This is a genomic window from Plantibacter elymi (nom. nud.), from assembly GCF_900177795.1.
Taxonomy (GTDB): Bacteria; Actinomycetota; Actinomycetes; order Actinomycetales; family Microbacteriaceae; genus Plantibacter; species Plantibacter elymi.
On the sequence record NZ_FXWJ01000001.1, the window covers coordinates 625,638 to 647,972 of the forward strand.

General features: G+C 69.0%; 19 protein-coding genes. 10 read left to right on the plus strand and 9 right to left on the minus strand.

Annotation, left to right across the window (positions count from 1 at the left end; translation table 11 throughout):
• Position 1: 1 nt before the first annotated feature.
• The gene (locus CCK91_RS03030) at positions 2-2,542 is read right to left on the minus strand and encodes a DEAD/DEAH box helicase (RefSeq protein ID WP_086472801.1); all 2,541 of its coding nucleotides are present in this window, start codon (positions 2,540-2,542) and stop codon (positions 2-4) included.
• Positions 2,539-3,465 carry a HamA C-terminal domain-containing protein gene (locus tag CCK91_RS03035; RefSeq protein WP_165766971.1) on the minus strand — a complete coding sequence of 309 codons (927 nt, stop codon included), beginning with the start codon at positions 3,463-3,465 and terminating at the stop codon, positions 2,539-2,541. The genes CCK91_RS03030 and CCK91_RS03035 overlap by 4 nt, the downstream gene beginning before the upstream one ends.
• Positions 3,466-4,134: 669 nt before the next feature.
• Here CCK91_RS03035 and CCK91_RS03045 point away from each other — a divergent pair.
• Genes CCK91_RS03045 through CCK91_RS03055 form a run of 3 tightly spaced genes read left to right on the plus strand, consistent with a single transcriptional unit; the run spans position 4,135 to position 7,027 of the window.
• The gene (locus CCK91_RS03045) at positions 4,135-5,181 is read left to right on the plus strand and encodes an ABC transporter substrate-binding protein (protein WP_242664216.1); all 1,047 of its coding nucleotides are present in this window, start codon (positions 4,135-4,137) and stop codon (positions 5,179-5,181) included.
• 11 nt (positions 5,182-5,192) lie between these two features.
• A complete protein-coding gene (locus CCK91_RS03050; RefSeq protein WP_086472805.1) occupies positions 5,193-6,269 on the plus strand; it encodes a FecCD family ABC transporter permease in 1,077 nt (358 codons plus the stop codon).
• Complete coding sequence (locus CCK91_RS03055) at positions 6,266-7,027, plus strand: ABC transporter ATP-binding protein (RefSeq protein WP_086472806.1); 762 nt, start codon at positions 6,266-6,268, stop codon at positions 7,025-7,027. Before CCK91_RS03050 ends, CCK91_RS03055 begins: the two co-directional genes overlap by 4 nt.
• A 46-nt stretch (positions 7,028-7,073) precedes the next feature.
• On the opposite strand, the gene CCK91_RS03060 is transcribed toward CCK91_RS03055, so the two are convergent.
• The gene (locus CCK91_RS03060) at positions 7,074-7,517 is read right to left on the minus strand and encodes an META domain-containing protein (RefSeq protein ID WP_086473138.1); all 444 of its coding nucleotides are present in this window, start codon (positions 7,515-7,517) and stop codon (positions 7,074-7,076) included.
• A 46-nt stretch (positions 7,518-7,563) separates the two neighbouring features.
• A complete protein-coding gene (locus CCK91_RS03065; protein ID WP_086472807.1) occupies positions 7,564-8,481 on the minus strand; it encodes a PhzF family phenazine biosynthesis protein in 918 nt (305 codons plus the stop codon).
• A gap of 65 nt (positions 8,482-8,546) precedes the next feature.
• On the opposite strand from CCK91_RS03065, the gene CCK91_RS03070 reads away from it, so the two are divergent.
• Positions 8,547-8,891, plus strand: a complete 345-nt coding sequence (locus CCK91_RS03070; protein WP_086472808.1) for a cupin domain-containing protein — start codon at positions 8,547-8,549, stop codon at positions 8,889-8,891.
• Between the two features lie 62 nt (positions 8,892-8,953).
• Here the strand turns inward: CCK91_RS03070 and CCK91_RS03075 are convergent, their stop codons facing one another.
• Both CCK91_RS03075 and CCK91_RS03080 read right to left on the minus strand, forming a co-directional pair.
• Entirely contained in the window at positions 8,954-11,806 is a 2,853-nt protein-coding gene (locus CCK91_RS03075; RefSeq protein ID WP_086472809.1) for a hypothetical protein, read from the minus strand.
• 67 nt (positions 11,807-11,873) lie between these two features.
• Positions 11,874-13,367 (minus strand): purine-cytosine permease family protein, encoded by a 1,494-nt coding sequence (locus tag CCK91_RS03080; protein WP_086472810.1) that lies wholly within the window; start codon positions 13,365-13,367, stop codon positions 11,874-11,876.
• A gap of 186 nt (positions 13,368-13,553) precedes the next feature.
• Between CCK91_RS03080 and CCK91_RS03085 the strand changes: the two genes are divergently transcribed.
• The 3 genes from CCK91_RS03085 to hisD all read left to right on the plus strand — a co-directional run bounded on the left by CCK91_RS03085 (position 13,554) and on the right by hisD (position 16,780).
• The gene (locus tag CCK91_RS03085) at positions 13,554-14,432 is read left to right on the plus strand and encodes a nitrilase-related carbon-nitrogen hydrolase (protein WP_086472811.1); all 879 of its coding nucleotides are present in this window, start codon (positions 13,554-13,556) and stop codon (positions 14,430-14,432) included.
• Between the two features lie 4 nt (positions 14,433-14,436).
• A complete protein-coding gene (locus CCK91_RS03090) occupies positions 14,437-15,369 on the plus strand; it encodes a LysR family transcriptional regulator (protein ID WP_079704685.1) in 933 nt (310 codons plus the stop codon).
• Positions 15,370-15,463: 94 nt separating this feature from the next.
• Positions 15,464-16,780: a histidinol dehydrogenase gene (gene hisD, locus CCK91_RS03095; RefSeq protein ID WP_086472812.1), complete on the plus strand. Its 1,317-nt coding sequence runs from the start codon at positions 15,464-15,466 to the stop codon at positions 16,778-16,780.
• Between the two features lie 24 nt (positions 16,781-16,804).
• On the opposite strand, the gene CCK91_RS03100 is transcribed toward hisD, so the two are convergent.
• Positions 16,805-17,464: a HEAT repeat domain-containing protein gene (locus CCK91_RS03100; protein WP_086473139.1), complete on the minus strand. Its 660-nt coding sequence runs from the start codon at positions 17,462-17,464 to the stop codon at positions 16,805-16,807.
• Positions 17,465-17,569: 105 nt separating this feature from the next.
• Between CCK91_RS03100 and CCK91_RS03105 the strand changes: the two genes are divergently transcribed.
• Entirely contained in the window at positions 17,570-17,896 is a 327-nt protein-coding gene (locus CCK91_RS03105; protein WP_086472813.1) for an NIPSNAP family protein, read from the plus strand.
• A gap of 29 nt (positions 17,897-17,925) precedes the next feature.
• Here CCK91_RS03105 and CCK91_RS03110 read toward each other — a convergent pair whose 3' ends face one another.
• Positions 17,926-19,008: a sensor histidine kinase gene (locus CCK91_RS03110; protein ID WP_086472814.1), complete on the minus strand. Its 1,083-nt coding sequence runs from the start codon at positions 19,006-19,008 to the stop codon at positions 17,926-17,928.
• Complete coding sequence (locus CCK91_RS03115; protein WP_086472815.1) at positions 19,005-19,661, minus strand: response regulator; 657 nt, start codon at positions 19,659-19,661, stop codon at positions 19,005-19,007. The genes CCK91_RS03110 and CCK91_RS03115 overlap by 4 nt, the downstream gene beginning before the upstream one ends.
• Before the next feature lie 242 nt (positions 19,662-19,903).
• Between CCK91_RS03115 and rffA the strand changes: the two genes are divergently transcribed.
• Positions 19,904-21,112 carry a dTDP-4-amino-4,6-dideoxygalactose transaminase gene (gene rffA / locus CCK91_RS03120; protein WP_242664217.1) on the plus strand — a complete coding sequence of 403 codons (1,209 nt, stop codon included), beginning with the start codon at positions 19,904-19,906 and terminating at the stop codon, positions 21,110-21,112.
• Entirely contained in the window at positions 21,103-22,335 is a 1,233-nt protein-coding gene (locus CCK91_RS03125) for a rhamnosyltransferase WsaF family glycosyltransferase (RefSeq protein WP_086472817.1), read from the plus strand. Before rffA ends, CCK91_RS03125 begins: the two co-directional genes overlap by 10 nt.

Consider the following 22,335-nt stretch of genomic DNA (forward strand, 5'->3'; position numbering starts at 1 on the left):
CCTAATCGCCGCTTGTTCGCCTGCGCGCCACTTGCACGATTTCTGCGACAACGAGAGTAGGTAGATCGAACGCCGCGATATCTCGCGACGTAATCCACTCAACTGACTGCTCAGGCGTGAGGTCGTCGCTGACGATGTGCTCAGACAACGCCACCACACTGGTCCTCGAGATACCAAGACTCATCATCGATACCTCGGTTACGCGCGACACGCCGAGCTCCATCATCATCGCGATGTCCGGCGTTTCGGTGCCATTCACATCCTGCGGCAGGGCCTCGTTGAGGATATCGGCGTAGCAGGCGAGGAACAGCGGCCCTTCGAATCGTGCATACTGCTCGACATCCTTGAGCACACTGCGTATCTCAACGGCGAGGGTGAATTCTTTACGTGCCCTGCGCAGATACCGAATGCGGCTTGCGATGAGAACCGCAAGGGGCCGACCCCTCATCCACTCCACGAACAAGAGAGCAAGTGAGAAGTGTCGTCCGTCCACATCGGTGAAGTCAGCCCCTAGGAACCTGAAACAGATTGCGATTGCGCGTATGTAGGAATCGACAGCATCCGTGCTCTCGGGAGCGGCCAAATCGAACTCATCCCGACTTGAGACTGTCCGGAAATGGTCGTACAGGCGTTGTATCGAGATGGGACTAATGCCCGCGTGAAGTTGGAGAGTCTCCACCGGTACGGTCAGTGGGGCCAGGCTTGCGTCAACAATCTCTGAGAGTTCGGCCGCCTCATCAGCCGTTGCCTGCAGCCACGGCAGCTCCTGCAGCTCGCGACCTTGTCGCCGTGCCGACGCCAAGATACCGAACAGAGCTTGGAGGATGGGTTGCGTGCGTGCTGTGGCCACCGGCGTACCATCCGCGATGTACTCGCGCAGAGCACCGATGTCTCGGGCGATCGCGTCGGTCGCTCTCGCCATCGGCTGACGTGTGCGGCGAGTAGGCGCCTCAAGCCACGCGTTCTCATCCGACGTGTCGATGCACACGATGTTGCCTTGAAACTCGACACCCCATCGGCCGGCTCGACCCGCCAGGTTCCAGAAGTCCGGCGCCGACATCGGAGTGTTGTTCCCCTTGCGGGGTGCTCTGACGAAAAGGTTCTGACAAGGAAGATTCACGCCCTCGAGTAAGGTTGATGTGCAAACGAGATAACGAACGTCTCCATTGCGAAAGAGCGTTTCCACTGCTTCGCGGACCAGCAACGGCATATTTCCGTAGTGGAAAGCCACGCCCTGCTTCAAATATGTTGCCAAGAGATAGTGTGGATGAATCGTCTTTTCGATGAGCTCGACGACATCGAGGGTCGCCGCGGACGGCCTCCAATCTGACGTGCCCAGCGCGTCGCAGATCTGACCGGCCGTCTTTTCGGCGTCGCCGGGCCCATTGGCGTACACAACATTGCCGGAGTGTGCACTTCCTAGCGCGACGGCAACGAGCGAAAGTCGCTTGCTTGCCGGAACTGGTCGAGCGGGCAGGTCGAACTCGCCGATCGAGATTGCCTCCCCGCTCACTAGAGCGACCATGTCCCACAGCGTCGTTTTACGTGGTCGCTGATTGACGTGAATAAGCGTCTGATTGACCGTCACTGTTTCGCTGACAAGAGCCTTCGATGTTCCAGAAACGCCTTCGACAAGGAGCTCCGGATTCGACGTGAGTGGGCTCGCGAAGATAATCGTAGGCTCGCCGCGGCGTGCGGCTTCGTCTAGAGTGCGCTGGAGAAGGACTCCGCGAGATCCGTCATTTAGCTTTTGTGCTTCATCGACGAATATGACGTCAAACGTCATCTCCGGTCGTTTGCGCAAAAGAATATGCAGCCGTTCTTGCGTCAGGACGAACAGCTCATGTCTTTTCTCGTCGATCCTTGTATCCCAGGGCATTGTTGTAACTGTCGCACCTTCGCCCAGAGCCGTCTCGAGTTCGCGACTGACCTCATCGATCAACGCGCGTGTAGGCACCACGTAGACGGCCCTGTAGGTGTCGTGAGATCTGACTTGGGTCGTCAACCACAACCTGACGATGTGTGACTTTCCAGCCGAGGTCGGTGCTGAGACGCTCGTCCATCGTGAGTCTTCCGCTGCGCTCCAAAATTGCCGCTGGAAGTAGTTCACCGGAACGCGGTGCTCGCCTCCGTCGACGCTGAGCTCGAGAGTTCGCCGAATAAGGTCGAGCGACAGCGGGCTCGCAGACGCCGGGTCGTCATCGTCCGGCGCGAGCCCCCTCTTGTGCGCGAGTTCGGCGGCGCGGCCATTCCCGAGGCGCCGCAGAAGATACTCGGCGGCTGCCTTCTGCACCGAAGTGGCGTCAGGGTCCTGGACGCATCCTTGCAGTATCCGAAGGGCGCCCGACTGGACAGTTTCCGGTGCGTCTAACGTAACGAGGCTCGCAGCAAGAAGGTGTCGATCCCATTCGATGCTGGGGGTAGATTCGCGCGGCCGAACATTGGCAAAGAAGCTGCGGGTGGATTTCAGCGTTGAAAGCCGAACGCCTTCGGTGAACGCTGCGAGACCGGAGACCTCGACCCAGTACTCTTCGTCGTTCACTTGTGCCCCAAGAGATCATTGAACGCCGTCCGTAATTTGCGCACAGATGGCAGCGGTATACAGAAGAACTCGATCTCAAAATCCTCGATCTTACGGTTCAAGACTCGGGAGCCTACGCTCTTGGCCCAAGCGCTGACTCGCTCCTCGACCTCCGCGAGCATGGTGACCTCGTCTTCCTCGAAGGGGTAGCCATGGGGGTCATGGGTGAAACCCACGAGACAGGCGCCCCGGACCTCGAGCTTGGACCGCTCAGGCGCGTCGTCTGTGAAGTACTGCACGAGCCTCAGCGTGAGTTCGCGGTCCCCGGTGTCCAACCCCTCGCGTACGAGTACGAGATCTCGATGCGCCGCCCCTGACCCGTCGTCAAGGAGAAACGGAGTGATGCTCGAAAAACACTCGGTCAGCGCCGCCTGCACATCTGTGTAGAGCTTTGACTCCCCCCAATACACGGCGAGCCCGCCGCCTGCGCGAACCCCAGCGTGTACGCCGTCGACACCATGAATGGGCATCTTGGCGTTCGTCTTGAGGGGCATCTTGCACAGGACTTGCGGGAGGTTGAGCTCCGCCTCCAGCAGGAAGTAGAGAAGTAGTTCGCCGCCCTCTCCGGACGCGTCTGAATCAATGAAGAGGCGGCGGGCTTCTTCCTGCAGCATCATCATCTGCACGTTGCCGCCCTCGCGTTCATCGCGCGCGCGCGCCTCGAGTATCCGGCTGCGTGGAGTGCAGTAGTCAGCGATCTTGAAGTAGAGGTGTTGCGCCAATGCGACAGTACGGTCGCGCCCGTTGCCATCTAGGGTCAGCCAATGGACCCGATAGTTCACACGTGTGTTCGGGATGTTGAGTTCACCGATGACGTGGAAAAATGACCGAGTCTGCTCCGGTGTTCCGGCAGCAACAATGTCTAGCGTGTCCAATTGATTCATGCCCCCCCTGCATAACATAGCGTGATGCACCCAGGGTCAGGACCGCTTCTATTCGTGAGGCGGGTTCACTTCGCGATTCCCCGCTTTTCGCGGTCGCGTGCGACATCAAAGCGGTGGCTCGAATGTCGACATTGATCAATCTCGGTCGTGTCGATCCTGGGTACGGTCCGGCATCGGTACTGCGTCGTAAGGCTCGTGTCAACGATCACTGCTGCGTCCACGACCATGAGGCTCCGGCTGTGAGCGACCGGTACGATCGCAAGATTCCCCGCGATGATGTCGGCGTCCACTGATGGATCCCGTGGTTTGATGGTGAGCCAGCGCGCGGACGTTCGGCTGTATCGAGCCCGTTCACGAAGGAACGGCCGAATCGGTCGATGCGCCGGACGGTCACCCTCTCGCTGCTCTGAGGTAATATCCGCGAGGATGCCGCGGTCCTACACGCCGAAGTCGATGAGCGTAGAAGTTGCAGCTTGCGCTTCCTGCGCCGCTGCAGGAGGCGCGAGCGCGTGACCGCCTCCAGGCCGTGCTCTGGGAATCAGCGCGGGGCTCGTCGACCCGCGCTGAGGGGTGGGGCTGTCGCGCCTGCTCCGACCGCCCCGATTCGCCCCCGCCACTCAGGTAATGCTATCCTTCCTAGGTCCCACCCCCTCGAATGAAGGAGACGACGTGCACCAGCGCGCCGCCATCAGCCTCGTCCTCGCCGCGGCGCTCGCCGTCGGACTGTCCGCCTGCGGCGCGTCCGAAGCGGTCGAGCCCGAATCGACCGCCGCCGCCGCAGGGCAGGGCGCGACCGACTACCCGCTCACGCTCGACAACTGCGGCACCGAGGTCACGATCGACGCCGCACCACAGCGGGTCGTCTCCCTCGACCAGAACTCGACCGAGATCCTGCTGTCCCTCGGGCTCGAGGACCGCATCGTCGGCACCGCCTCCTGGACGGACCCCGTCCTCGAGTCACTCGCCGACGCGAACGCCGACGTCCCCCGGCTGGCCGACAACGCCCCCACCTACGAGGTCGTCCTCGGAGCCGACCCGGACTTCGTCACCGCCTCGTTCGGCCGCCACTTCAATGAGGGCGGCGTCGCACCACGCGAGCGGTTCGCCGAGACCGGTGTCGCCAGCTACCTCTCGCCCACCGACTGCGACAACGGCACGAGCATCAACGGTGGCGGGACGCGCACGACCCCGCTCACCATCGACGCGCTCTACCAGGAGATCACCGAGATGGGCGAGGTCTTCGACGTCTCCGACCGCGCAGCAACGCTCGTCGCCGACCTGCAGGCCCGGGCCGCGAAGGCGACCGAGGGCGTCGACTTCGACGGCACGACCGTCGCGTTCTGGTTCGCCGACACGAAGACCCCGTACGTCGGCGGTGGGCTCGGATCCGCCGCGCTGCTCGCCTCGACCACCGGGCTCGACAACGCCTTCGGGGAACTCGAGGACGACTGGCCGGCCACCACCTGGGAAGACCTCGTCGACCGCGACCCACAGGTCCTCGTCCTCGGCGACCTGCAGCGCGACCGGTTCCCCGGCGACCGCCTCGACGACAAGGTCGCGTTCCTGGAGTCCGACCCGCTCACGAAGACCATGGACGCGGTGCGCAACCAGCGGTACATCGCCCTGCACGGCGCCGAGCTGAACCCGTCCATCCGCTTCGTCGACGGCCTCGAGAAGATCAAGGCGTGGTGGGTCGAGCACGAGGACGAGCTCTGAACCCGGAGACGGTGACGAGCACCGAACCGGTGACGGCCAGCGACACGGCGCGGCGACCCGCCTCACGCGCACGCCGCGCGACGATCACCGGCCTGCTCGTCCTCGCCGGCGTGGTCCTCCTCCTCGTCTCGGTCGGCGTGGCGATCACACTCGGACCGGCGGACATCCTGCTCGTGAACGTGCGGGACATCGTCGCGAACCACCTCGGTGTCACCGACATCCCCGTGAAGCTGTCGAAGGACGCGATCGTGTGGGAGGAACGCCTGCCGCGGGCTTTCGTCGCGGCAGCCTGCGGTGCCGGGCTCGGGCTCTGCGGCGTCATCATGCAGTCGCTGCTCCGCAACCCGCTGGCCGATCCGTTCATCCTCGGCATCTCCTCCGGTGCGTCGACCGGTGCCGTCGCGATCGGGATCCTCGGACTCGGCGGGGCGTCGATCGGCCTCTCCGGCGGCGCGTTCATCGGCGCGCTCGTCGCCTTCGGACTCGTGCTCCTGCTCTCCCGTCTGTCGGGCGGCGGGACCGACCGGGTCGTCCTCGCGGGCGTCGCCAGCACGCAACTCTTCTCCGCACTGACGTCGCTGATCATCTTCGCGTTCGCCGACTCGGACGAGACGCGCGGCGTGATGTTCTGGCTGCTCGGCTCGCTCGAGGGCGTGCGCTGGGACGACGTGGTGCTCTGTGCGATCGTCGTCGTCGCCGGCTCGGTCCTGTGCCTCCGGTACGCCCATGCGCTCGACGCCTTCGCCTTCGGTGAGGACGTCGCGGCGTCACTCGGCATCCACGTCGCGAGGACGCGGGCGATCCTGCTCATCGCGACGGCGCTCATCACGGCGACGCTGGTGAGCGTCGCGGGAGCGATCGGCTTCGTCGGACTCGTGCTGCCTCACGCCGCCCGCCTGCTCGTCGGACCCCGTCACGGTCGGCTCATCCCGGCCACGGCGATCATCGGTGCGATCTTCATGGTCTGGGTGGATGCCGGCTCGCGCGTCGCCTTCTCGCCGACGCCGCTGCCGGTCGGCGTCGGGACCGCGCTCGTCGGGGTCCCGGTCTTCATCGCCCTGCTGGCCCGGAGACGGAGGCGCGGATGACCCTTCATGCAGAGCACGTGTCCTGGAACCGCGGCGGTGCGCTCGTCGTCGACGGGGTCACCCTGCACCCCGAGCCGGGCCAGACCGTCGGTCTCCTCGGTCCGAACGGGTCGGGCAAGTCGTCGCTCCTGCGGGTGCTCCACGGCCTCGTGAAGCCGACCGCCGGACTCGTGACGCTCGACGGTGTGGACCTGGCGTCGGTCGGTCGACGACGGATCGCGCGTTCGGTCGCCTCGGTGACGCAGCACGCCGACACCGACGTCGACATCACGGTGCGCGACATCGTGCGGCTCGGCCGGATCCCGCACCGCTCGGGACTCGGCGGTGACACCGCGGCCGACGAGACCGCCGTCGACCGCGCGCTCGCCCACGTCGGCCTGCTCGACCAGGCCGGCCGCCTCTGGCACACGCTCTCCGGAGGCGAACGCCAGCGGGCACAGATCGCGCGGGCACTCGCGCAGGAGCCACGCGAGCTCCTCCTCGACGAACCGACCAACCACCTCGACATCCGACACCAGCTGGAGCTGCTCGACCTCGTCTGTGCGCTCCCGGTCACGACCGTGATCGCCATCCACGACCTCAATCTGGCCGCGATGTACTGCGACACGGTCGTCGTGCTGCGGGCCGGTCGGGTGGTCGCTGCCGGGGCGCCGGGCGAGGTGCTGACCGCGGCGCTCATCGCGGACGTCTACGGCGTGGCGGCCGAGGTGACGCTGGATCCCCGCCGAGGGCACCCCGTCGTCACGTTCACGCGATGATCCCACCCGCTCTGGGCACCAGATGGCCCGAGCACCGTGGGCTCGCTCACTCCGAGCGCTCGAGCGTGCCGATCTCCGTGCCGCTCTCGTCGAGGACGACGAGGCTCGTGTCGGTCCAGGTGCCGGACGCTCCGCCCGACAACCAGGTGTCGACTCCCTCACAGGCCATCCGTGTGGACACCAGCGGCGCGAACTCGACCGTGTCGCCGTCGGCAGTCCACGAGCCCATGAGGCGGTTGCAGCCGTCGGTCCCCGTGACCTTGCCGTCCTCCGCGAACACCAGCGATGGGGTGCTCTGCGCGTCGGGGTCTCCCCAGACACCGACGACACCGACAGCGTCGCCCGACTCGGCGGCAGGCGGTGTGCTCGAGGCGTCGGCGCCGCCCTCGGCGCCGGATGCGCATCCCGTGAGGGCGAACCCGAGCACTGCTGCGCCGATGACACCGAGGACTGCGGTGCGCCCCCGATTCGACCTGGTGCCTGTGAACATGTCCATCCCCTCAGTGGGCGGCCGCCCGACCGCGACTGGCTCGATGCTAGCGCGTCGACTCGTCGCAGCCCGCGATCGGCTGCGCCGTCCCCGTCACGGTGATGCCGCCGGTGACCGGGACGTCGACCGTCAGCAGACTGGGCGCGCCGACGTGGTGGCCCTGGCGGATGAGGATCCGAGCCGGCGGGGTGAGGAGGCCGAGCGCCCGCAGGTAGCCACCGAAGGAGGCGGCTGCGGAACCGGTCGCCGGATCCTCGGTGATGGCTCCGACCGGGAAGAGGTTGCGGGCCTCGACGAGCAGCTGGCCGTCCGCGTCGATCCCGTGATCGTGTACGACCGTCACCGTCCCGGCCCAACCCTGCTCATCCATCAGCGTGCGCAGGGCGGTCGGGTCGAAGGTGAAGGCGTCGAAGACCTGTTGCTCGCGGACCGCGACGACCGGGTGCCGGTTGCCGGCGAACGACTCGCGGAGCGGCCACCGCTCGTCGAGGTCGGAGCGTTCGAGCCCGAGCAGTGACAGCAGACGATCGGCGACCCCGGCGTCGAGATCGCGCACGGTGGGTTCGACGCTCGTGAACGACGCGGTGATCGAGCTGGCGTCGCCGTTCGTGTCGGCGTCGGATGCGGTCTCGACGACGAGGGGTCCGACGTTCGTCTCCAGCGTGAAGCGTCCGACGCCACGGCGCTCAGCCAGGGCGACGGCGGTGGCGATGGTCGCGTGCCCACAGAACGGCACCTCGGCACCGGGGGAGAAGTAGCGCATGCGCAGGTGGCGGTCGTCACCATCGATACCCGGGTCGACGACGAACGCCGTCTCCGGATACGCGACCTCGGTGGCGATCGCCTGCATCTCGGCGTCGGTGAGCACCGAGGCGTCGAGGACGACACCCGCGGGATTGCCGCCACCGGGTTCGGCGGCGAAGGCCGTGAGGCGGAGGATCTCGGGCGGTCGCGTGGTCGACATCCGACGATGCTACCCGCTCGAAAAACCGGTGTCGCAGCGCGCCCGGAGCGGCGTACCGTTCAGCCATGATCAACGACGATCCGACGGTGAGCAATCCCGACAACTACACGACCCTGTGGGAGAACGACTTCGTGCGTGTCCTGGACTACCAGGACACGCCGGGCACGCAGACCGTGCCCCACCGACATCCGAACAGCGTCATGATCACGCTGACCGACTTCCACCGCCGACTGCACTCGGGCGAGCGGGTGTTCGACACGGAGCTCCACGCCGGCAACGCGGTCTGGCTGCCCGCGCAGCGGCACTCCGGTGAGAACACCGGCACGACCCCGACGCACATCATCCTGGTCGAGCTGAAGGGCGCATCGGCCGGCGAGGTGTCGGAGGCCGTTCTCGGACCTGCTCGATGAGCGGTCGCGACGCTACCTGACCTGACAGGGCCTGACCCGCCGTGTCGCGCGGGTCGTGGCGGTCAGGCGCGCGGCCTGGCCCACATCACGACGCTGTACCAGGCGATGACCGCCACGACGCCGGCGATCACCCCGCCGAGGACGAGGTCGCCGAACGGGTCGTCGCCCGCGACACCGTTCAGGGTCCAGACGCCCAGGATCACCGCGGCGGCGAGGGCCGACGGGGTCAGCCAGCGCACGGCGTCGCGGAGGAGACCCGGTTTCGGGGCCCGGCGCCGGGCCGACCCGAGGGCGCCGATCACGGAACCGAGGACCGCGATGCCGGCGAGGACCACCGTGAGGAGCCCCGGTGCCAGCGCCGCCGTCCGGGCCAAGGCCGCGGCATCGGCGTCGGTACCGGCGACCGTCCCGGCCGGGAGGTCGAGGACCGCACCGAGGTCGTCGCCACGGACGTCGAGTGACCACCGGCCGTCGTCGTCCGGCGCGAGGTCGAGCGTCGCCGTCGAGCGGGCGGCACCACCTTCGGTCGCCGCCGGTCGCCAAGCCCCTGCCTCGGCGGGAGTCCACCCGGCGTCGACGGCGTCGTCGAGGAGCTCGTCGTCGGCGGTGAAGCTGAGTCGGAACGGTTCGGGCGGGATGTCCTTGTCGATCGGGACGCTGTTCGACCAGCCGTCGAGGAGTGCGACCCAGCTGACCCGGTCGACGTCCCGACCGCCGACGGACGTGGCGATAGCCGGCCTCGTGGCGGTCGTCTGGATCACGACGTCGTGCAGACCCGTCCGCACGTCGTCGAAGGTCGTCCGGAGCAGCAGCCGACCGTCCTCGTGTTCCGTCGTGAATGGCGCGTCATCGCCGTCGATCGTCACGCGGTCGACGCTGAGACCCAGGTCCTGGCCGTCGACGACGGCGGGCCACTCGCGGACCACCTGACCGGGCACCGCCCCCTCATTCGAGAAGTCGACGCCGAGGCGTTCGGTCACGCGCAGTCGCGCACCGTCGCCACCGGACCGGGTCAGCTGTGCGTCGAACTCGGCTGCAGCGATCGTGACGAGGGTCGATCCGGGGATGTCGCCCGTGTAGGAGCGCGCGGTCTCGGGCTCCAGCGACGAAGCCGGGAGGACGTTCACCGCGACGATCGCGCCGACGACGAGGAGCGCGGCGAGCACCCGGACGGCGATCCGCGGGCCGGTCAGGAAGCCCGCTGACGACCCGTCGGGCGGCGAGGTGGGACCGGTCGCGGCCGCCGGCATCGTGATCTCCGGCGCGATCAGCGCGGCGACCCGTCGGCCCGTCGCCCGGGGCGGGGCGCCGAGCACGGCGTAGGGCAGGAGACGGTCGCGTAGGGAGGCGCGATCGAGCAGCTGCGTCCGTTCGGCGAACACCCGGATGCCGAGCAGGTGCTGCTTCACGAGCGCACCCTTGCGGGTCAGTGGCCGGGCGGTCAGGGTGATCGCGAGCACGATGACGGCGAAGACGGTGGAGAGGGCGACGAAGGCGAGCGGCCACCACACCACCGCGAGCACCGTCTGATGGGAGAGCTGCCGGACGATGCCCCACTGGAGGATGGTCAGCGCGATCGGTGCGGCGATGAACCAGTCACGGACGAAGCCCTTCGGCACCCGGCGCAGACCCGCACGGACCTGTCCGGCCCGTTCCGTCCCGGTGAGGTACCGACGCAGGGCGCGGGGTCGGTCGCCCAGACGGCCGGCCCGCTTCGCGGCGCCTGCGGCCGCAACGAGGCGCGCCTGTCGCTTGGCCTGCTCCTTCGAGCCGCTGATCGCGGCGTCCTTCAGTCGTTCGGCGAGCTCCATCGTCGCGGGCGACCGGAGGAGGTGCGCCGCGGTGCGGGGCGTGATGCCCTCCGGAGGCTCCGACTGGGCGAGGTACCACGGACGTCCACGAGCGTCGCCCCACGCGACGGCCCGGGCGGCGAACGACAGCAGGAGCGTCGCAGCGAGGACGAGCATCGGCAGGACGGGGCCGAAGGTCTGGACCCAGAAGATCCAGGACTGCGGCGGCATCGTGATCGAGCCCGCTTCGAACGGCATCGTGAACCGCGCCTGCGCGTGCGGCGGGGCCGCGTCGTCGCTCGTGAACGCGTAGGCGACCTCGCCAGGAGGCGAGTCGGCCTCCGGGCTGAGCCACTGCCCGGCACCGATGAGGGTCCAGGCGAGGGAGCCGTACGGCTGCCGGACGAGCCGGTCGTCGAGGTCTTGTGGGATGGTCACCCGCACGTCGAGCTTCGCCACGGCCTGCTGCAGGTCGGGCCCGAAGACGTCCCAGCGGAGGAGGTCGACGGGCTGCCCGGTGGCCGGGTCGGTGTTGACGTAGGCGAGATCGGAGAGTCGGTACCGGATGACGAGTTCGTGGTCGCCCGTGAGCTGCTCGCCGGGGTCGACGACGAGCCGGAGGAAGACCGCTGCCCGCTCCCGGGTCACGTCCTGCTTCACGCCGTCCAACGTCACCGTGATCGCCGACGGGTCGAGGGCGTGGCCCTGATACTCGGTCGCGAGCACCCGCTCGATGGTCCGGTCGTCGAGGTCCTTCGGGAAGAACGCGTCGATGCGCTCCTCGACGTCGGTGACGAGCCGGCCGTCGTCATCCGTCGTCACGCGGTAGTCGGCGCTGAAGGAGCGGGCGATCCAGGTGTCGGTGACGTCGGATGCCTCGTCGGTGAGGTCGTCGAGGGTGAGGGGCGGGTTGATGACCGGGCCGACGAGGAGGAGGATCCCGCCGACGGCGACGAGCCCCCAGAGCTGCCACAGCCCGCCGCGGAGGCGGGAGCCGCCACGGGACTGCAACCAACGCTCGACGCGCAGAAGCCAGGCGGAGAGGACGGTCCACAGTGGCGTGTGCCGAGGCGCGGGATCCGGGATGCGGACGTCGGGGTCGCCCGTTCCGTCCGATCCGCTCACGTCGTCGAGTGTAATCGCGTGACGCCCTGCAACCGGACGACGTCCGTCGCTCAGCTTGCCCGAGAACTCAGCGTTGCCGGGAGCTGAAGGCGACCGCCTGGTGACCCGTCTCGGTGACGTCGCGCTCGGCCGCTGCACGCTCACGGCCCAGGTCGAGCGACCGGGAGAGGAGGACGTAGGCGATCGCGGACGCGGCGAGGCCGATGAACAGCGCGAGGTCGGCGCCGCCGAGCGCCTGCGCGATCGGACCGGTGAACCACACCGTCACGACGAACGGGATCATCGCCACGATGCCGATCGCGTAGGCGAGGAGGCCACGCCAGCCCCAGGCGCCGTAGACGCCGTTCGGGGTGAAGATGTCACGGACCACGTAGTGGCCCTTCCGGACGAGGTAGTAGTCGACGAGGTTGATCGAGGTCCACGGCACGAGGACGTAGAGCAGGACGACGAGGAAGCTGCTGAAGTTCGCGAGGAACTCGCCGGTGCTGAGCAAGGAGCCGATGACGGCGGCCGTGGCGATCGCGAGACACGTGACGACCCGCAGCGTGCGTGTCGGCCGGACCGGTCGGATGGAGTCGATGATCGTGATCGTCTCGATCGAGGCCGCGTAGATGTTGACCGTGATGACGCTGATGAGTCCGGGTAGCGCTGCCACGAGCAGCCAGGTGCCGGAGCCGGGCAGGATGGCGTCCGCGGCGTCACGGACCCCTTCGAGCGGGTCGGCGCCCTGGAACGCACTGGCGACGAAGGCACCGAGCCCCATGAGCCAGACGGCGCCGACGAACACACCGCCGTAGGTGTAGAAGAGTGCCCGCCCGGGGTTCGTCTGCGGCGGGAGGTAGCGCGAGTAGTCGGACACGTACGGCGCCCAACCGAGCGCGTAGGCCGCGGCGCCACCGAACTGCACGAGGAACGCCACCCAGCTGAAGTTCGCCAGCGACAGCGCATCGGCCGGGAGCGGCACGACGAAGGGGACGACGACCGTGAACAGCCCGAAGGTGATGAGGAACAGCGCGGTGAGCCACGACTGCGTCCGGTGGATCCAGGAGTACCCGAAGATCGCGAGGAGGACGGCGACACCGCTGATGAGCACGTACCAGCCCGCGCCCGCGTCGACGCCGGTGGTCATGGTGAGGACGTCCGCACCGAGCATCTGGTTGAACATGTTGAAGCCGACGAGGCTGAACACGACGATCGCGCAGATGAGGACGACGCCGCGGTAGCCGAACTGGGCCCGCGACTGGATCATCTGCGGGAGTCCCAGCTGCGGTCCCTGTGCGGAGTGGAAGGCCGTGAACACGGTGCCGACTGCTACGCCGAGGACGATCGCGAGGAGGGACGTCGCGAGGTTCGCTCCGAGAGCCGCGCCGAGCATGCCGGTCGCCAGGGTCGTGACCTGCGCGTTCGACATGAACCAGAGGGAGAACAGCGAGCGCGGGCGACCGTGACGCTCGTCGAGCGGGACCCAGTCGATGGAGCGCGATTCGACGAGGGACGGCTGGGCGTCACCCGCTCCGGGAGCGGAACCGGGCGTGGACGAGTGGGCGGCGGGTGTCGCCATGGCTGGCCTCCAGGGCTCGGGCGGTCGAGGAGTGCGACGGGCAGCGGGGGTCTGCCTCGGGTCGGGGACTCGCTCGTGCCGACGACGGTATCCGCAGCCCACGGACGGGCACAATCGGCCATGCCCCGATCCCAGCCATCGGGGAACACGATGGTCCCGTCCGCGAGGGCTTCGTATGATCGCTGGATGACCAGCACCGACCCCACGGGGGCCACCGACCACAGCGACCCCGATGCGCGGAGCGCCCGGGTCCGCGCCCAGGAACTCGCCCCCGTCCTCGGCGACCTCGACAGCAATCTGCGCACGATCGAGGCGGCCATCCGGGACGCCGTCGCGGACGGGGTGCAGCTCCTCGTGCTGCCCGAACTCGCGACGAGCGGCTACTACCTCGGCACCCCGGATGCGGCCCGCGCGGTCGCACTCCCGAGCGATGCGTCGGTGTTCAGCGGCTGGGCGTCACTGCTCCCCGAAGACGGCGTGGTGGTCGTCGGGTTCTGCGAGCTGGACGGTGAAGAGATCCGTAACAGCGCGCTGGTCCTCGGTGCCTCGGGGGTGCTCGGGGTCTACCGGAAGGTGCACCTGTGGGACGAAGAGCAGTCCGTCTTCGTGGCGGGTCGCGAGACCCAGCCGGTGGTCGAGACGCCGCTCGGCCGGCTCGGCGTCCTCGTCTGTTACGACCTCGAGTTCCCCGAGGTGCCGCGGGGACTGGCGCTCCGCGGAGCGGACCTCCTCGTCGTCCCGACGAACTGGCCCCTGGTCGAGCGGCCGGAGGGCGAGCGGGCACCCGAGGTCGTCCAGGCGATGGCGGCGGCGCGCGCGTCCGCGATCCCGATCGTGTGCTGCGACCGCTCCGGCACCGAGGCCGGCAAGCCCTGGACCGAGGGGACCACGATCATCCCGGCCGACGGGTGGCCCGTCGGTGAGAAGGACGCGCGGGGACGGGTGGACGGGACCGTCTGGATCGACCGGGCCGCGACCCGGATCGGTCCGCGCAACGACGTGCTCGCCGACCGGCGGCCGGAGCTGTACGGCGCCGTGACGGGAGAGCGCTCCTCGCTAGGCTGACCGCATGACCCTCGCGCAACTCCGCGCCTTCCTCGCTGCCTACGAGAGCGGCTCCTTCACCGCCGCGGCCGCCGAGCTCGACAGCAGCCAGGCCTCCGTGTCCGAGCTCGTCAGCCGCCTCGAGCGCGAGATCGGCCTGCAGCTGTTCGCCCGCGGTGCGCGCCGGCTCGTCCCGACGGCGGCCGCCGAGGAGCTGCGCGAGCATGCCAGACGCGCGGTCGCCGCGATCGACGGCGGACTCGACGCGCTCTCGGCGATCACCTCCCTCGACGGCGGCGTGTGCACCTTCGGCGTCCTGCGCAACGCCGCCTATTACGAGCTGTCCGACCTGGTGCAGCGCTTCCACCAGCGGTACCCCAACGTGCGTGTGCGACTCGTGGGGCTGAACTCGGCACTCGTCGCGGACTCCGTGGCGAGCGGCGAGATCGAGGCCGGGCTCGTCGTCCTCCCGGTGCCCGTCGCGGGCCTCGCCATCCGGCCCCTCTTCCGCGACGAGGTCTTCTACGCCTCCACCACCAGGGATCCCGCCGCGGGCCCGGTCGGGATCGACGAGTTCGCGGACGCCAAGCTCGTGCTCTACGACGCCTACGCCGGGTGGCGGGATCCCACTCGGCTCCAACTGCTGGAGCGCGCTCGTCTGCAGGGACGGTCGATCGAACCAGCCGTCGAGGTCGAGCACGTGGAGACCGCCCTGAGCCTCGCGGCGACCGGGGCCGCCGACACGATCGTGTCCGGCACGGTCGCCCGCACCGGCGGGTTCCCGGAGCAGCTGACGCTCACCCCCTTCGCCGAACCGCTCTACGACACGATCGCGCTCGTCCAGCGCGAGGGCGCCTACCTGTCGCCGGCCACCGCACGGATCGCCGAGCTCGCCGAGCACACCCTGCTCGCGGCGGCGGAGCCCGACCAGGTGATCGCGACCACCCCGAGGCGCTGAGCGACGCCTGCGAACCGGAGTATCGGATGACCCGATGGCTCGCGCCGGTACGTCCCCCGTTGTCGCCCCCGCGCCGCGTTCGTACGCTCGCAGCATGCGTTTCAGTCCTCCCGTGCTCCAGTCCCTCGGCGGCTCCTTCCGTCACCTCAAGACCCCGCTCGTCGACGCCCCACCGGCGCAGCGCGACCCGGCCGTCATCGAGACCGTCTCCGCGATGCTCCTCGACATCGAGCGGCGCGGCATGGACGCCGTGCTCGATGCCGCGCGACGGCTCGACCGGTACGAGGGCGGCGACGTCGAGCTCACGCCCGAGCAGATCGCGACCAGCGGCGACCGCCTCCCCGCGGACCTCCGCGCCGCCATCGACCTCGGCGGTGAGCGCACCCGGGCCTTCGCCCGGGAGCAGCGCTCCCACCTGCAGGACTTCGAGACCGAGCTCGTCCCCGGACTCATCACTGGCGTGAAGTACGTGCCCGTCTCCCGCGTCGGCGCCTACCTCCCGGCCGGTCGCTTCCCGCTCACCGCGAGCGCGTTCATGACGGTCGGCGTCGCCAAGCAGGCCGGTGTGCCGACGGTCATCGCCTGCACCCCGCCGCAGCCCGACGGCGGCGCGAACGACGCGGTCGTCTACGCCGCGCACGTGTCCGGCGTCGACCGCGTCTTCATCCTCGGCGGTGTCCAGGCGCTCGCCGCCATGGCCTACGGTCTGCTCGGCGAGCTGCCGATCGACATGCTCGTCGGTGCGGGCAACGCCTTCGTCGCAGAGGCCAAGCGGCAGCTGTTCGGCACGGTCGCGATCGACCTCCTCGCCGGTCCGTCCGAGGTGGCCGTCCTCGCGGACGAGACCGCGGACCCGATCCTGGTGGCCGCGGACCTGCTCGGGCAGGCCGAGCACGGACCGAACTCGCCGGCCGCGCTCGTGACGACGTCGGAGGAGCTCGGCCGCGCGGTCATCGCCGAGGTCGAACGCCAGCTCCCGACGCTCTCGACCGAGTCGATCTGCGGGCCCGCCTGGCGCGACTACGGCTCCGTGACCGTGGCCGACGACCGCGAGACCGCCGCGGCGCTCATGGACGACCTCGCCCCGGAACACCTCGAGGTCATCACGGCGGACGACGCCTGGTACCACGAGCGGTTGCTCAACTACGGGTCGATCTTCCTCGGCGCGTGGAGCACCGTGGCGTACTCGGACAAGGGCATGGCCGGCACGAACCACGTGCTCCCCACCGCCGGCGGCGCCAAGCACAGTGCCGGGCTCTCGGTGTCGCGGTTCCTGAAGCCGCTCACCTACCAGCGGATCGCCGAGACGGCGACGCCCGAGCTCGCCGACGCGGTGCAGGTCATCTCCGATTCGGAGGGGATGGCGGCGCACAGCGCGACGGCGACGCTCCGCACGGCCCGGCTCAGCTGAGGCGGTCGGGGCGTACCCGCTTCCTCAGTCACCCTGGCGGAGCGCGTGCTGGGCCTCCTGCATCGCCTCGTCGAAGTCCAGTTCGGGGTCGTGGAGGATCCGGGCGGTCGCGCGAGCGTGCGCACGGGCCTCGCGTTCGAACACCTCGGATGCGGCCGCTTCTTCGACGGGTTCGATCGAGGGCTCGCCGATCGTGGCGAACGCACGCGTGAGGCTGAGCTGCACCTCGCGGTCGCCTCGGCCGAACTGCCTCGCCAGCAGCTCGGCGAGCGCCGACGCCTCCCGCTCCGGGACGACCCCTGCGGCGGTGCGCCAGGCGGCTCGGGCGACCTGATCCTCCTCGTCCTCCAGCAGCGCGAGCGTGATGGCCGACCAGGTGCGTGGGTCTCCGGTCTTCGAGAGGGTGTGCAGCGCCTGGCTGCGCGCCTGCGGGAAGACCGACCCGAGTTCCTCCAGCAGGCGGGGAACGGTGACCTCGGGGTCGTGTCGCACGAGTGCCCAGGTGAGCATGTCGCGCACGAAGAAGTCGGGCTCCACGGCGCAGCGGTCGACGAGGACCTCGATGTAGGCGCTCTTCGGGGTGGTGCCCGCGGCGAGCGCGGCCTGGAGCCGGTCTGACGAGGCCGGCACGCGGAGGGCGCGGGCGAGCCCGTTCGCGGCGGCGTCGTCGTATTCCGAGGACATCTCGACCACCTTCCGGGTGTGGGGACGGGTTTCCAGCGTAGGTGTCCGGTGACGCCGGTGGCCCCCTATGACGACGGTCGTCGTGCGGACGGCCAGACTGGACCCATGATCACCATCCACCTCCGCTACCAGATCGACCCCGAGCAGCTCGACACCTTCACCGAGTACGGGCGGCGCTGGATCCGCCTCGTGAACCGGCTCGGCGGCGACCACCACGGTTACTTCCTCCCCGCGGAGGGCGACAACGACGAGGCGTTCGCGCTGTTCAGCTTCCCGTCGCTCGCCGCCTACGAGCAGTACCGCATCGCCGCGGCGACGGACCCGGAGTGCATCGAGGCCTACGAGCTCGTGCGGGGCACCGGCTGCATCGTGCGCTTCGAGCGTCGTTTCCAGACACCGCTCTTCGGCGACGAGGTGGAACTCCGGCCCTGAGCCTCGGTGAGCCTGAGCCTCGGTGAGCCTCAGTAGGGTGCGCGGAACGTCAGGGTGAACCGGGTCGGCGCGTCCTCGGTGAGCAGGGAGCCGTTCAGGAGTTCGGCGCGTTCACTCAGGCCGACGAGCCCGTGGCCCGCAGAGGACCACGAGCTGTCGGACGACCGCGCGGGGCGGGCGTTCCGGATGACCACGATGACCTCGTCGGCGGAGGCCTCGGCGCGTACGTCGACCGCGGCCCCCGGCGCATGCTTGCGCGCGTTCGTCAGCCCCTCCTGCACCGTCCGGTAGATCGCACGCTGCACGGGCGCGGGGAGTCCGTCCGGCAGCTCGATGGCGGAGGTGACGGCGATGCCGCTGTCCGCGATCAACCGGTCGAGGTCGTCGACCGTCGGTTGCGGGGCCAGCGGCGCATGCCCGGTCTCCGCGCGCAGCAGCGTCACCATGTCGCGCAGCTCGTCGAGGGTGCGCGACGCGAGTGACCGGATCGTCACCGCCATGCGCTTCGTGCCGGTTTCCTCGGTCTGCACCTGGATCGCGCCGGCCTGGACGGCGATCAGACTGACCTGGTGGGAGACGACGTCGTGCATCTCCCGGGCGATGCGCGTGCGTTCCTCGACGAGGACGTCGGTGGCGATGCGGGCCCGCTCGCTGCGGCGGGCCTGCTCGAGGTCTCGGATGCGGTCGAACAGCTCACGCCGGGTGCGGACGAGCAGGCCGAACGCGATCGGTGCCGCCGCGTAGAGCGCGGCGTACACGATGGACAGGATCGTGTAATTGGGCGACGTCCACCCCCACCACGGCACCGCGGCGAGGACAAACACGACGGCGCCCGTCGTGACGAGCCGCCAGCGTCGCCGTTCCCGCACCGCGACGGAGAAGAGCGATGCCAGGCCGGCCAGGGTGGCGAGGTTGAGGGTGAAGGCCGGCACGGCGAGCAGGAGCGACAGCCACGGCCAGCGCCGCCGGAAGACCAGGCCGACCGCAGCGGCGATCGCCAGACCGGACTCCCACGGCGCCGCCCACTCGAGCGTCGCCAGACTCTCGACGGCCGCCGCCGCGATGAGGGCGAGTTCCAGGAGCACCGACCAGAGTCGGGAGCGCCGCTTCACCGAGGAGCCGCCTCATCACCGCGGACCCCGGCACGCTCAGCGACGATGGCGGCTTCGAGTCGGGTCGTCACCTCGAGTTTGCCGAGGATCGCACTCACGTGGTCCTTCACGGTCGCGCGGCTGAGGTGCAGCGCCTCGCCGATCTCGGTGTTGGACGCGCCGGTTCGGAGCGCCGCGAGCACGTCCTGTTCGCGGCCGGTCAGCCCGGACAGTCGCTTCGCCGCCTCGCGGTCGGCGGTGCGTGCGAACCCGCCGACGAGCGTCCGGGACACCTGCGGAGAGAGCACGATGCCGCCCGCGGAGAGGGATCGGAGCAGCATGGGGAGCTGCTCCGGGTCCGTGTCCTTCACGAGGAACCCCGCAGCGCCACTGCGGAGGGCGCGTGCGATGTAGTCGTCGGAGTCGAAGGTGGTCAGGATCGCGACGACGGGCGGGTCGTCCCAGGTCTGCAGTTCGTCGAGGATGTCGAGCCCGTTGCGCCCTGGCATGCGGACGTCCAGGAGGACGACGTCGGGACGGCTCGACCGGATCGCCTCCACGGCGTCGATCCCGTCGACCGAGGCGACGACCTCGATGTCCTCGACGGCACCCAGGATGAGTTCGAATCCGGACCGTACCAACGCCTCGTCGTCGACGATGGCCACTCCGATCACGGTGTCCTCCTCAGTTCGAGTCTCACCCTACGAGTCCTGGGAAGCGGTCGGCGACGGACTGGAGGCTGAACCCGCCAGGTGGCGGGGGTGGAATAGCCCGCAGCAGGATGTGGGTCGTGCCGACTCGGGCGGATACTGAAGCGCCCCGGTGACGTGAGCGTTCCTCGGAGCATCGACATCGAGGGTGTCGATCGAACGTCCGGGGGAAGCACGATGCGAGAACTGTCATGATACGAGTGCGCGTGGAGCAGCGGATCCCGCTGTCGAAGCCCTATCGCGCGGCCGGTGAACTCGAACACCTCGAACGCGTCCTCGCCTCCGACCACGTCCACGGCGACGGCGTCTTCACCGCGTCGGCCTCCGAGCGCCTCCGGCACCTCACGGGCGCGCCGCACGTGCTCCTGACCACCTCGGGGACCCACGCCCTCGAGATGATGACTCGTCTGATCGGCGTCGGTCCCGGCGACGAGGTCATCCTGCCGACCTTCACCTTCCCGTCGGCGGCGAACGCGGTCGTCCTCGCCGGAGCGACGCCGGTCTTCGTCGACAGCGACCCGGTGACGGGCAATCTGGACCCGCAGCACGTCGCCGACGCCATCGGACCCCGCACGCGGGCGATCTCGGTCATGCACTACGGCGGCGTCCCGGTGGACGTGCCGGCGTTCCAGCAGCTCACGGCCGAACACGGGCTGCACCTGCTCGAGGACAACGCGCACGGCCTCGGGGTCGCGGGCGACGGTGTCCGCCTCGGCACGGTGGGAGCGATGGCGGCCCAGAGCTTCCACGACACGAAGAACGTGCATTGCGGCGAGGGCGGCGCCCTGCTCATCTCCGACGAGACCGTCCTGCTCCGCGCCGAGATCATGCGCGAGAAGGGGACCGATCGGGCACAGTTCCTCCGTGGGCAGGTCGACAAGTACAGCTGGGCGGACCTCGGGTCGAGCTACCTGCCGAGCGAGCTCAACGCCGCCGTCCTCGACGCCCAGCTCCGCGAGTTCGACGTCATCCAGGGGCATCGGCACCGCATCTGGGACCGCTATGCGGCCGAGCTCGCCGAGTGGGCGCACGATCGCGGCGCGACGCTCATGGACCCGCCCGGCGGCGTGCACGCCGCGCACCTGTTCTTCCTCCTGCTGCCGGATGCGCAGGTGCAGCAGGAGTTCCTGCGGCACCTCCAGGCGCACGGTGTCGGTGCCGCCTTCCACTACGTGCCGCTGCACTCGAGCGCGGCGGGTCGGCGCTACGGCAGAGTGGTCACCGAGCCGCAGCACGCGGTCCGGTTCGCCGAGCGGCTCGTCCGGCTCCCGTTGTGGCCAGCCATGACGGACGACGAGGTGGACCGGGTCATCACGGCGGTCCGCGCATTCGGACCGCTGACACCAGCAGCACCCGCCGCACCTGCGGCACTCGCAGCGACGACATCGACGGGACAGGACTCCATATGGGCATGATCGGGCAGGGGCTCCGCGCCATCCGCGGCGAAGGCGTCCGGTCGACGCTCTGGCGTGCCGCGCACTTCGCCGACGGACGGTTCAACCCCATGCGGCGCAAGCCGACGGACCTCTACCCGAGCGACGCCATCGCCGCCGACTGGACGGTGCCGCGGAACTTCAACGCCGCCGAGTTCCCGGAGCGCCCGTACGACGTGGCGTGGTTGATCTCGCCGCCGAGCCGGACCTCGGGCGGCCACCAGAACGCCTTCCGGTTCATGGAGTTCCTCGAGCGGGCCGGGCACCGGCTCACGATCTACCTGTACCAGGCGTCGGCCCAGCCCGCGGTCGACATCCCCGGGATCCGCGCGATGATGGCGGCGAGCAGTGCCTACCCGGAGCTGCAGGCCGATATCGTCCGGTACGACCCGACGACCGGCATCGCGCCGGGCGCGGACGTCGTCGTGTCCTCCGACTGGCAGACGGCCTACCCCGCGTTCCGCTCCGAGGGGCCGGCCAAGCGGTTCTCCTTCGTGCAGGACTTCGAACCGTGGTTCTACCCGGCCAGCAGTGAGTACGTGCTCGCGGAGAACACCTACCGGTTCGGGTTCCACGGCTTCTCCGCTGGGCCGTGGCTCGCGCAGAAGGTCGCGGACGAGTACGGGATGAGCTGCGACCACTTCGACTACTCGGTCGACAAGCAGCACTACTCGCACGTGAACGACGCGCCCCGCACCGAGATCCTGTTCTACGCCCGCCCGCCGACTCCTCGACGCGGCTGGGAGATCGGCGAGCTCGCCCTGACCGAGTTCCACCGCCTGCGCCCCGACATCACGATCAACCTCGTTGGCTGGGACATGTCGGGATACGAGACCGGGTTCCCGTTCGTCAACCGGTCGGCGATGGACATCTCGGAGCTCAACGCGGTCTACAACCGCTGCGCCGCAGGCCTCGTCCTCTCGCTGACCGACATGTCCCTGCTGCCGCTCGAGATCATGTCCTCCGGCGTCGTGCCCGTCGTCAACGACAGCCCGAACACGACCGGGGTCCTCGACAGCGAGCACATCGAGTACGTCCCGCTGTCGCCCGCGGCCATCGCGCGTCGCCTCGTCGACATCGTCGAACGGCCCGACGCGGTCGAGCACGCGAAGCGGATCTCGGCGTCGATCACCGCCGCGGACTGGTCCGACCCGGGCACGCAGTTCGTGGCGCAGTTCGAGCGCGCGATGCGCACGTCGATCTGA